This window comes from Amycolatopsis bullii (assembly GCF_014654205.1).
Taxonomy (GTDB): Bacteria; Actinomycetota; Actinomycetes; order Mycobacteriales; family Pseudonocardiaceae; genus Amycolatopsis; species Amycolatopsis plumensis.
On sequence record NZ_BNAW01000056.1, the window covers coordinates 1 to 11,625 of the forward strand.

Sequence of the window (11,625 nt, forward strand, 5' to 3'; positions counted from 1 at the left end):
GGCGGCGGCTGCTGGCGGCGGACCGGCTGCGACGTGCGCGGCGGCCCGTCGCCCCGTTGCGGTGGCGGGGGTCCTTCGCGCCGAGGACGGCCCGCACGCTCGGGTGGTAAGCCCGGCTCTCTCTCCAACGCGTGCCCAATCCTCGGTGCTCGACTCCGGTGCCGCGGCCCGGTGCCGCGCACGTGCGGACCAAGGGTAATCGCGAACCGCCCGGAACACTCAAAGGCCGAGCGATCAGGCCACCACGTCCCGGCCCGCGCGGGCGTCCTTAACCCGCCGGTAGATGCGCCGGGAGGCGAGCAGAAGCAGGGCCACACCTGCGGCGACGGTCGCGATGATGGTGATCGCGCCGTACTCCGTCGACGTCAGTTCGAACCGCGCGGATGACCCGAGCGGGGTACCGGTGGGCGTGCGCAACGACACATCGACGCTGAACCGGCCGGCCCGCAGCGCCTCCACCGGGAGGAAGTAGTTCTTGCCGCCGCTGGCCGGGAAAAACCGGTCCTGGGCGTCCGTCGGGCGCAGGCCGGTGTTGTTGTCCAGTGCGAACCGGGCGTTGATCCCGACCGGCAGGTCGTTGCTGACGTACACCGGCAGCGGCGAGTTGCCGGACGCCAGCGCGATGGTCTGCTTCGGCTGCGAGACGGTCACCCGCCCGCTGATCGCCGTCAGCTCGGCCTGGGCGTTCGTGGTCGCGGCGTCCGCCGGCAGGCCCCGCCACGCCGTGGAGGCGCCGCGCAGCTCCGCCAGCCGGACCGGCTCGACGACGTCCTCCGGCTTCACCCGTTTGGTCGGGTCGAGCTGCATCGCCGACGCCAGCCCGGTGGCCTTGACGTCGAGGTCGGCCAGCGTCGAGACGACGCCGGCGTCGACGCCCGCGGCCGGGTTCGCCCCGCTGTCGCCGACGGAACCGGACGCCTCGGGGGTGGCGGCGAGCAGCGTGGGAAGCCCGGTCGCGGTGACCACGCCGGCGCTTAGGAACTCGCCGACCTGCTGCAGGTACGTCGTGAACTCCTCGGCCGAGGCGTCCCAGCGCCGCGGCGGCGCGACCAGCAGGTGGTCCGGCCGCTGCTGCCCGGCGGCCTGGCCCAGCCCGGCGCGGAAGGCGAGCGCCCCGAGACCGTTCTGGCTCGCGACCGCCCGCTCGGTCGTCGCGGGCACGGTGACCGAGCCGGGCACGGACGGGACGCCGGTCATCGCGGCGGAGATCAGCGAGTCGGTCGGCTGCAGGCGAACCGCGCTGCCCTGCACGGTGACGCCGCCGCCGGCCGCGGCGGGCGCGAGCTTGCCCGCGTCGGTGAGCAGGGTCCGCACGCCCGCGTCGGTCAGCGCGGTGAGCACCGACGTGCTGGGCGTGCCGTCCGGCCAGAGCACGCCGGTCTGCGGGGTGACGTCGGTCAGCTCCTGGATGGTCGCGGCGCCGGTGGCCGCCCGGGTGACCAGGCTGGTGTCGCCGGGCCGGATGCGGGTGAGCGCGTCCAGGTCGGCGTCGGCGAACGGCAGCGCCACCACGCAGCGGCCGCCGACCAGCGCGCGGACCTCGGTCAGCCACGTCTTCGCGGCCTCGGCGCCCTTGCCGTCGATGTTCCCCGTCTCCGTGTGGACGAGGTAGCCGCGGGTCATCGCGTCGACCGTGGCGAGCAGGTCCGGGTCGAGCGCGAAGCACATCGACTTCGCGAGGTTGGCGTTGTTCCTCACGGCCGACGCCGCCGAGGTGACCAGCGCGTTCAGCCGGCCGTCCCCGCTGATCTCGCCGGCCAGCCGGTCGTCGGCCAGCACGATCGGGTTCCCGTACGGCGCCGCGTAGACGTGCGGAACGTTGCCGGTCAGCGGCCAGAGCAGGGTCATGCTCGGCGCGCCGCTCCGGCTGGGGGCCTGCTTGCCCGGCGGGGTCAGCACCGGCATCAGCATGCTGACCGCGCCGAGCCGCGCGGGGCCGCCGAACTCGGGGGTGCCGTTGACGTTGACCAGCAGCGGGTAGACACCGGGGCGGCTGAACCGCTCCGCCCGTGCCCCGGTCAGCGGCACGGTGATGGTCAGCGGCGCGCTCTGGCCCGGCTCCAGCACGTCGGCGATGGAGGTGAAGTCGGTCAGCGGGGTGTCCTTGACCACCGCGCCGGCCAGCACGTCGCCGATCCCGCGATCGGTGGTCGCCCGGTCCGCGACCTGCAGCCGGACCTGCGGCTTGGTGATCCGGCGGTCGCCGGTGTTGGTCACCGTGCCGGTGACGGTCAGCGCCGTCGTCGAACTCGTGATCACCCGCGGGCCGAGCCCGGCCAGGTCGACGCGCAGGCGCGCGCCCTCCTGCGCCTGGGCCACCGAGGCGCCGGCGAGGGCCGGGACGGCCAGGAAGAGGACGGACAGGAAGGCTGCGGCGAACCGCTTCACTCGGGGGCTCCCTCAGGGGCGTGCTCGTCTCGTCCGTGGACGTCCGGGCGCGCGAAAAGTTCCTTGTACAGCTGACTGGCCTTCCGGACGAGCTTGCGCTCGTCGGAGTAGGCGAGCTTGGTCTCCAGCTCGGCCAGCGGGACCCAGGCCACCTCGGTGACCTCGACGTCTTCGTCGGAGAGCTCACCGCCGAGCGCTTCGAGCAGGAAGTGGTGCACGGTCTTGTGGATGCGCCGCTTCTCGGCCACGAACCAGTAGTCGATGGTGCCCAGCGGCCGCATGACGCGCGCGGAGATGCCGGTTTCCTCCTTCACCTCGCGCACGGCCGTCTGTTCCACCGTCTCACCGTCCTCGATGTGGCCCTTGGGCAGCGACCACAGCAGTCTGCCGTGCCGGTCGAGCCGGCCGATCAGCACCGCCTGTTCGCGCTCCGCGTCCACCACGAGGCCACCGGCCGACGTCTCGTCGACCGTGGTCAGGCGCCTGCCGCGCTGGCGCCTGCGCCGCCTGCGCGGCTTCGAGGCGCCGGGACGGCCGGCTGATCCAGACATGCTGCGATGCTAGAGCAAACGGTTGCCCCGGTAGGCTGGCTTCCCGTGTCCGTGTCCGGCGGTGCCTGGAGCTATCGCACCTGGAACGTAGTGGGATTTTCGTGAACGACGTGGTCGACAAGCAGGTGGTGGAGCTGATGCAGGTCTCCCCACTGGCGGAGGAACTGGCGGAACGGTTCGCCAGGGCGGGGCACCGCCTCTACCTCGTGGGCGGCAGCGTGCGCGACGCGCTGCTCGGCCGGGCCTCCGGCGACCTCGACTTCACCACCGACGCGCGGCCGGACCGGGTGCTGAAGATCGTCAGCGGCTGGGGTGACGCGGTCTGGGACGTCGGGATCGCCTTCGGCACGGTCGGCGTGACGAAGAAGGGCATGCAGCTCGAGATCACGACCTTCCGCGCGGACAGCTACGACCGCGTCGGCCGCAACCCCGAGGTCACCTTCGGCGACAGCATCGAGGGCGACCTCCTGCGCCGCGACTTCACGGTCAACGCGATGGCCGTCGAGCTGGCGTCGAAGACGTTCATCGACCCGCACGACGGGTTGAGCGCCCTGCGGGAGCGGGTCCTGGACACCCCGGCGACCCCGCAGGAGTCGTTCGCCGACGACCCGCTGCGGATGCTGCGCGCCGCCCGGTTCGCCGCCCAGCTGGACTTCACCGCCGCGCCGCGGGTGGTCGACGCGATGACGTCGATGGCGGAGGAGATCGACCGGATCACCGCCGAGCGGGTGCAGGCCGAGCTGTCGAAGCTGCTGCTGGCGGCCGACCCGCGGCCCGGCCTGGAGCTGCTGGTCGGCACCGGGCTGGCCGACCGGGTGCTGCCCGAGGTGCCCGGCATGCGGCTGGCCATCGACGAGCACCACCAGCACAAGGACGTCTACCAGCACTCGCTGACCGTGCTCGCCCAGGCGATCGAGCTGGAGAAGACGCACGAGCCGACGTCGGAACCGGATCTCGTCCTGCGGCTGGCGGCGCTGCTGCACGACGTCGGCAAGCCGGCGACCCGGGAGTTCCAGCCGGGCGGCGGCGTCAGCTTCCACCACCACGAGGTGGTCGGCGCGCGGATGGCCCGCAAACGTTTGCGGGCGCTGAAGTTCTCCAAGGAGATCGTCGACGACGTCTCGCAGCTCGTGTTCCTCCACCTGCGGTTCCACGGCTACGGCAAGGGCGAGTGGACGGACTCGGCGGTGCGCCGGTACGTCACCGACGCCGGCCCCCTGCTGACCCGGCTGCACAAGCTGGTCCGCGCCGACTGCACCACCCGGAACCGCCGGAAGGCGGCCGCGCTGCAGGCGACCTACGACGACCTCGAAGCCCGGATCGCCGCGCTCAAGGCCAAGGAGGACCTCGACCGCGTGCGGCCGGACCTCAACGGCGAGCAGATCATGGAGCTGCTGGGCCTCAAGCCGGGTCCGGACGTCGGCAAGGCGTGGAAGTTCCTCAAGGAGCTGCGCCTGGACCGCGGTCCCCTGGAGCACGACGAAGCGGTCGCCGAGCTGAAGAAGTGGGCCGCGGAAAACGGCGTCGGGGACGCGTGAGCCGTGGCGGGCGGGGGCAGCTTCCTGGTGGCGCTGCTGCGGCGCGGCGCCCCCGCGATCGCCACCGCCACGAGTGAGCTGCCCGACGAGATCGCCGACCCGGCGCCGATGCACGCGCTGCGGCGCATCTCCCGGATGTCGGGGCCGATCGACCCGACCGAGCGCGACAGCCTGCTGCTGCGCGCGACGCGGTACGTCGTGCTCATCCCGCTGGCGTACCGGCTGCTCGCGGTGCCGGGCCAGTTCGGCGTCTACGTCCTCCAGCACGGCACGGCCGGGCTGCTACCGGTCGGGGTGTTCACGCTGCTGTCGGTGGCCCTGAACGTCATCGGCCTCCGCTGGATGTTCCGCTCGGCGCCGTTCCGCGGCCGGGACGCCGGGAAGCTCCTCGCCGTCGACCTGGCCTTCACGGTGCTGTCGCCGCTGCTCGTCGCGCTGACCGTGCCGGCGCCGGTGTACTTCGACGCGCTCGCGGTCACCAGCGTCCACCTCTACGGCGAGATCGGGCTGCTGACGCTGGCGCTGGGCCTGCCGAGCGGCGTGGTGTTCGGCTTGCTGAGCTTCCCGCTGCGGATGCTGGCGAACTGGCTCAACACCGGCCGGTTCCTGGCCGGGGCCGCCTTCTCGACGTACTCCGTGCTGCTCGCGGAGCTGTTCCTGGCCACCGCCGCGCTGGTGCTGACCGGCCTCGGCACGCGCCTGGCGCTGGCCTACGGCACCCGCAACGGGCGGCTCGCCGAGCGCGCCCAGCAGCACCGGAGGCTGCACGACACCGTGCTGCAGACCCTGGAAGCCATGGCGCTGTCCGCGCCCGGCAACGCCGAGGAACGGCTGGTGGAGATCCAGCGGCTGGCGCGGGCGCAGGCGATGGAGATCCGGCACACGATCGAGTCGGCCGCGTCCGAGCGGGCCGAGGCCGGCGCGCGGCCGCTGGGCGAGAAGCTCGCCGCGCTGGCCGCCGAGATGGCCCGCGACGGCCTGCGCGCCCAGCTTGTGGTGGCCGAGCTGGACGACGACACGCTCTCGGAGGTCCGCCAGATCGCCATCCGCGACGCCGTGCGCGAGGCGATGCGGAACACGATGAAGCACTCCGGCACCGATCGGGTCGTCGTGCGCGTCGAGGAGCGTGACGGCGGCATCGCGGTGATCACCCGCGACCACGGCAGCGGGTTCAGCGCCGCCGATCACCCGGCCGGGTTCGGCATCAGCGAGTCGATCACCGCCCGGCTGGCCGAGGTCGGCGGGACCTCGCTGGTCGAGTCGGGACTCGCCGGGGGAGGCACGCGAGTGACGTTGTGGGTCCCGTTCTGATATCTCCTGACCATGACCTCGATCGAGCTGCTCGCCGACGCCCTCGCCGCCTACCGCTCCGGCGACCGCGACCAGGCTGCCGAATTCGCCGCCCAGGCCGGGCGCGCCGGCTCCACCCTGGCCGACGAACTGCGGGCCCACCTCGCCGGAGAAGGCTCGGCGCCGGTGTACGACCAGCCGAGCGCCTTCACGGCCTTCATCCGCGGCGGCGGCAACGTCGAGCTGTACCGGGCCCTGAGCGCCGAGCTCGCCGCCCGGTACGACGCCGCGAAGCCCGAGTCGCTGCTCGACCTGGGCTGCGGTGACGGCCTCGCCGTGGTGCCCGCGCTGGACCAGGCCTCGCACCTCCCGCCGCGGATCGACCTGGTCGAACCGTCGGCCGCGCTGCTCGAGGGCGTCCACGAGCGGGTGCCGTCGGCGCAGTGCTGGCAGTCGACGGCCCAGGACTTCCTGGCCCGCGACGACCTCGGCTGGGACTTCGTGCAGTCGACGTTCGCCCTGCAGTCCATCGAGCCGGAGCAGCGCGCGGAGGTGCTGCGGACGCTGCAGCCGCGCACCGGGACGCTGGTGCTCGCCGAGTTCGACGTCCCCGAGTTCGAAGAAGGCTCGCCGGAGCACCTGCGCTCGCTCGTCGAGCGCTACGAGCGGGGCGTGGCCGAGTACGGCGAAGACGCCACGCTGGTCGCGCAGGGCTTCCTGCTGCCGGTGCTGCTCGGGATCGTCTCCGGGCAGCAGCGGACGAACTGGGAGCACCCGGCCGCGGTCTGGGCGGAGCAGCTGACGACGGCGGGCTTCACCGAGGTCGACGTGACCCCGCTCGCCGACTACTGGTGGTCGCCCGCCGTCCTGATCACTGCCTGCTGAGCGAGCCCGTCTCCAGGTGCTGGGCGAGCGGCCGGGGCAGCAGGTAGGCGACCGCGCCGCCGGGCAGCCCGCCCCACGGCGCCGCCACGCCGGTCAGCACGCGGATCGCGCGCTGCACCCGGTACAGCCGCTTCTCGCGGGCGCGTTCGAACGCCAGCGCCGTCTCGGCGAACCGCGAGCCGTCGGCGTGCACCAGGTTGCCGGTCTCGTTGCCGAACCGGACCAGCGTGGTGCCCGGAGCGAGGGTGATCAGGCGCTTGCCGCGGTAGAAGTTCAACGGCGGTTCGCCGCGCATCGGCAGGATCGGCCAGTCGGCGGGCAGGTCGGACTCCTCCGCCGGGCGCGGCGGCAGCATCAGCAGCACGCCGAGGAGGAACCGGGCCGCGTCGCCGAGCGAGCCGAACGCCACCGGCTCGTCGGACGGCGGCCGTGAAACCTCCCAGCCGTTCTCGGCGCGGCGCAGCGTCCAGACGCCCTCGGCCGGGATCTCGTTCGCGCCGATCCGGTAGGCCGCCGCGGGTACGCCGTGCTCGGCGAGCCGCTGCTGGAGCAGCTCCAGGGTCTCCGCGCCGCGCAGGGTCCGCACCGGCTCACCGCGGGCGACGCGGGTGAGCGCGCGCTCGTCCGGCAGGTCGGCGGTCGTCTGCGGTGGCCGCGGCTGGCCGAGGACCTCCGCTTCGGCCGTGGCGCGGACGAGCTCGGGGACGAACGGCGGCCGGAAGCCGGCGGCGCGGGCGTGCTCGACCAGCTCCGGCTCCGGCGGCACGCCGTACTTGCGCAGGTAGTGCGGCACGGCGGCGGGCCAGATCCAGGTGCCGTCGGTGTGGAAGGCGTTCGGCACGTCGGGCTTCGCGCCCGGGCCGCCGAAGATGTCCGGCAGCGGCGCGGGCCGGTGCAGCGCCACCGGCGCCCGGAACAGGTAGTCGAGCAGGCCACGGACCTGGTCCGGCGGCACCGGCGGCCGGTTGACCACCGGGCGCTCGCCCTCGGCGTGCGCATCGGCCACCCGCGCGTGCCGGAAGACGACGTCCAGCGGCAGTCCCGCCTTCGCCGTCAGCCACGCCGGCAGGTGCTTCGGCGTCCGCGGGAAGGTCGCCAGCTCCAGCTCGTAGGCGGCGGTCGACGGGCGGCCGCCGTCGTTGGGCGGCACCCGCCAGTCCGGCTCGCGGTCGGCGTCGAAGTCGAAGTCGAACTGCGACTGGGCGTCCAGGGTGAACGTGCCCTGGAACCAGGTGCCGGCCTCGGGCTCGAACATCGCCGCCCGCAGCCGCGCGAAGAGCCCGCCGAGCCGGGGCACCGCGGGCAGCGACACCGACACCGGGCCGTCCTCGTCGCCCACCGCGCGGACCTCGATCTCGGCGTAGTCGCCGACCTGCCGGAACTGCGCGCCGACCCGCGTCCAGCCGCCGGGCACCGTGTGCAGCAGCGTCCGGCCGATGGCGCGCAGCAGCGCGTTCTGGTCGCCGGTGCCCGGCTGCGGCCGCGCTTCCGACGTCTCGGTGAAGTCCAGGCGCGTCTGCCACAGCGCGGTGACCTGCTTGGCCGGCACGGTGACCGAGAAGTCGGTCAGGCCCAGCTGCGCCGCGCGGACGGCGTCGTCGCGGACCCAGCGCAGGGTCAGCTCCGGCCGGTCGCCCGGCGCGACCTCGAAGACCTCGCCGTCGTACTCGGCGAAGGTCCGCAGCGTGAACGTCGACGGCACTTCGCTCGCCGGGACCACCTTCGCCGGCCGTCCCTCGAATTCCTTGTCGAAGCCCTCCGGCGCCTCTTCCTCCGGCAGCACGGACAGCAGCACCGTGCCGTCCGTGGTCGACCGCTGCGCGCGGTAGGTCCCCTCACCCCACGTCGCATACAGGCCGTCCGGGCGTTCGGCCACCTCAACCCGGTAACGCACGTTTGTCCTCCCCGTCCCCAGTGACCACAGAAACCTAGTCGACCGGGTACCGAGCGAACCACCGGTCGTCGCCCGGCGCATCCGGGCCGAACTCGGTGAGCGCGTCGTCCGCCAGTCCGACGATGACTTCGCGGAGTTCCAGCCGGTCCAGCCAGCTTTCCCGCAGGGCTTCCTCGCCGTACATCGCGCCGACGAGGTTGCCGCAGACCGAACCGGTCGAGTCGCTGTCGCCGCTGTGGTTGACCGCCGCGAGCAACGCCGAGTCGGCGTCGGTGGTGGTCAGCGCGACGTACACCGACATCGACAACGCCGTCTCGCCGACGTTGCCCTGCCCGAGCCGTTCCAGCTTCTCCGGCGTCGGCGGGCCGTCCATCGCCAGGGCCGCGTCGAGTGCCGCGCTCTGCTCTTCGTGCGCCGGGTGCTTCACGAGCTCGGCCCGCGCGGTCGCGACCGCGTCGAGCAGCGGCTTTCCGTGCAGCAGCTCGTGCACGATCACCGCGAAGCACCCGGACGACAGATACCCGCTCGGGTGGCCGTGGGTCAGCGCCGCACTTTCGGCGCCGAGCCGGAACACCTCGGCGAGGTCGTCCGACCACAGCGCGATCGGCGCCGCGCGCATCACGCCGCCGCAGCCCTTCGAGTTGTTCACCGGACGGTCGATGGTGCCCCGGACGCCCGAGCGGCCGTACGCCTCCAGCTCGCCGAAGCAGGTCAACCCGGGTGCGCGGCGGCTGAACAACTCCTGGTGGGTGATCAGCCAGCCGTCCGGCTCCTCGGCGTCCGACTGCGGCCCGCGGGCCCGGTCCCACGGAACGCCCTGGGTGTGCAGCCAGCGCTGGTAGGCCAGCTGCAGCGAGTGGACGACGTCCGCGGACCCGGTCTTCCGCTGCTGGGCATGGGCCCTGATCAGCGCTTCGAGCGTGAAGAGGGTCATCTGCGTGTCGTCGGTGATCCGGCCGACGCCGCCGTACGCGGGGATGAAGTCGGTGATGCCGTCCGGTCCGGCGATCTCGCGGATCCGGGCGATCGAGTCGAACTCCGTCTTCGCGCCCAGCGCGTCGCCGATCGCCCCGGCCAGCAGGCTGCCCCGCAGTCGCGATCGCAAGTTCGGTCCCTTCGGTTCCGGGGTGAAGCGGCCGCTCGGGTACCGGCGCTCCCAGCGGGCGTGTTCCGCGGTCTCCGTCCGGAGGCCGTTGCGGTTGAAGTACCAGAAGACGTCACTCGCGACGTCGTCGAGCAGGCCGAGGTCGGGCAGCGAGGTCACCCACGGTAGGCCGGGGACGCCGACCCGGGCGCCGACCAGCGCACCCGCGATCGCGCCGGCCACCGGACCGGACCGCGCGGCGAGCCGGATCGCCGCCTCCGGGTGGTGGCCGCGCTTGGCCGCGGCGAACAGCGCGCGGCCGAGCACCGACCGGACGCTGCGGCCGTCGCCGATGGACTCCAGCTGCGTGACGTCGTCGGCGTCGCGGTCCGCGCGCAAAGCCAGCGTCGACGCCGCCAGGTCGCCGCCCACCTCGTGCAGGCGGAGGTGCACCGGCAGCGCGAACGTGTCCCGCGTCAGCAGCGCCTGGAACAGGGAAATCAGCAGCTCGACGCCCTCGGTGACCTCGGCGCCGGCCGCGCTGCCGACCAGCTCGCGGGCGACTTCCTTCGCGTACCGCTCGCCGTCGACGTCCGCCACGGCGACCGCGCTCGCCGGGGTCGCGGCCAGCGCGGTGGCCAGCAGCGCGGAGAACTCCGCGGGCGCCGGGCCGGCGTGCCGGGTCGCGACGGCGAGCCAGCCGACCGGGTCCGGTTCGGGCAGCGTCGCCGGGACTTCGCCGGTCGGCACCGGCGGCAGGCCGCGCAGCACGATGCCGGTGTGGAACAGCAGGTGCCGCGTCAGGCCACCCAGTGGCAGCGGGCCGGCCGGGTCGGCGCCGCCGCCCAGGGCGTCACCGATCGCGAAGCCGACGTACGCGCCGACGATCCGATGCCACGCGAAGCGGTCGGGCGGTGTCCCGAAGCGGGAGAACTTCCCGAACGTCCACGGCACCGGCCGCGGCCGCGCGTCTTCGTCGACGTGCGCGATCAGGCCGTTCGCGGCCAGGTCGGCGGGCCATTCCGGGGCCTGGCCGGCCCGGCGCCGGACGCCGTTGCGGTACTGCCACGCGAACCCGCGCAGGTACCGGACGCATTCCTCCGGCGTCAGCTCGAAGTGCTGGTCACGCGCGTGGTCCAGGGCGTACCGCAGGTGCCGGGCCGGCAGGTCGGGCGGCTCGACGCCGAACTCCGCGACCAGCGCGGGCAGCGCCTCGGTGACCTCGGGCCCGGCTTCCGGCGCGGGCTCTTCCACGATGGGGCGGCGCTCGCCGGTCGTGCCCAGCTCGGCGGCGCTGAGGCTGCGGACCAGCCCGGTGCCGGGGTCGAGCGTCAGTCCCGACGACGCCGGCAGGTCCCGGACCGGCACGCGCCACCGGCGGGGGTAGCGCCCGGGCACCTTCGCCGACGAGCTGTAAGCGATGACTTCGCGCTCGTTCTTGCCGGGGACCGGCCGCAGCAGCGGCTCGCCGTTGTCGAGCAGCGGCACGAGGACTTCGCAGTCCAGCAGGGCGCGGACGAACTCGGCGCGGCTGATCCAGTTCGCGGCCAGGTAGTTCAGCAGCTTCTCGGCGTCGGTCTCCGGCGCCGGGAAGCCGCGCCAAAGCGGGCCGGCGGTGTACTGCTCGTTGACCCGGTACTCGCCGTTCGCCCTGGTCCAGCCGCGGACGGCCCGCACCGGGAGGTCCAGCTCGGGGAACGCCTTCTCGTCGAACTCGGGGTCGACGTCCGGCCGCCACTCGGCCTCGGCGGGCGTGCTCGCCATCGCCGCCTGGTCGAAGGTGATCTCGCCGTCGTCCGGCACGAACACCACCGGGGCGGGGAACAGCCCGGCGCCGATGTCGGTGCCGTCCAGGTAGGCGGCCGCGTTGACCGTGAAGCGCCAGCCGTCCGGGCGGCGCGCGGTGAACTCCGGCCGGATCCGCAGCCGGTCGCCGCCGGGCCGCGTGCGCAGCCACTCCCGCGCGCGAGCGGCGGCTTCCTCTTCGTCCATTCT

General features: G+C 73.6%; 7 protein-coding genes. 3 read left to right on the forward strand and 4 right to left on the reverse strand.

Translation table 11 applies throughout. The annotated features are described in order from the left end of the window. Nucleotides 1-234 precede the first annotated feature (234 nt). Together IE317_RS38035 and IE317_RS38040 are read right to left on the reverse strand one after the other, a co-directional pair. Nucleotides 235-2,388 carry a DUF6049 family protein gene (locus tag IE317_RS38035; protein ID WP_191316216.1) on the reverse strand — a complete coding sequence of 718 codons (2,154 nt, stop codon included), beginning with the start codon at nucleotides 2,386-2,388 and terminating at the stop codon, nucleotides 235-237. Further along, the gene (locus tag IE317_RS38040; protein WP_191316217.1) at nucleotides 2,385-2,939 is read right to left on the reverse strand and encodes an NUDIX hydrolase; all 555 of its coding nucleotides are present in this window, start codon (nucleotides 2,937-2,939) and stop codon (nucleotides 2,385-2,387) included. The genes IE317_RS38035 and IE317_RS38040 overlap by 4 nt, the downstream gene beginning before the upstream one ends. A 101-nt stretch (nucleotides 2,940-3,040) precedes the next feature. Between IE317_RS38040 and IE317_RS38045 the strand changes: the two genes are divergently transcribed. From IE317_RS38045 to IE317_RS38055, 3 genes are read left to right on the forward strand one after another with little or no spacing between them, the layout of a single operon-like run. Next, nucleotides 3,041-4,477, forward strand: coding sequence for a CCA tRNA nucleotidyltransferase (locus tag IE317_RS38045; RefSeq protein WP_191316218.1), 1,437 nt, complete (start codon nucleotides 3,041-3,043; stop codon nucleotides 4,475-4,477). A gap of 3 nt (nucleotides 4,478-4,480) precedes the next feature. Continuing rightward, entirely contained in the window at nucleotides 4,481-5,788 is a 1,308-nt protein-coding gene (locus IE317_RS38050; protein ID WP_191316219.1) for a sensor histidine kinase, read from the forward strand. 12 nt (nucleotides 5,789-5,800) lie between these two features. Continuing rightward, nucleotides 5,801-6,652: a class I SAM-dependent methyltransferase gene (locus IE317_RS38055; protein WP_191316220.1), complete on the forward strand. Its 852-nt coding sequence runs from the start codon at nucleotides 5,801-5,803 to the stop codon at nucleotides 6,650-6,652. Here IE317_RS38055 and IE317_RS38060 read toward each other — a convergent pair. Both IE317_RS38060 and IE317_RS38065 read right to left on the reverse strand, forming a co-directional pair. Continuing rightward, on the reverse strand, nucleotides 6,639-8,546 hold the full coding sequence (locus IE317_RS38060) for a TNT domain-containing protein (protein ID WP_191316221.1): 1,908 nt from the start codon (nucleotides 8,544-8,546) through the stop codon (nucleotides 6,639-6,641). The genes IE317_RS38055 and IE317_RS38060 overlap by 14 nt on opposite strands. Nucleotides 8,547-8,580: 34 nt before the next feature. Further along, on the reverse strand, nucleotides 8,581-11,622 hold the full coding sequence (locus IE317_RS38065; RefSeq protein ID WP_191316222.1) for an ADP-ribosylglycohydrolase family protein: 3,042 nt from the start codon (nucleotides 11,620-11,622) through the stop codon (nucleotides 8,581-8,583). Nucleotides 11,623-11,625 lie beyond the last annotated feature (3 nt).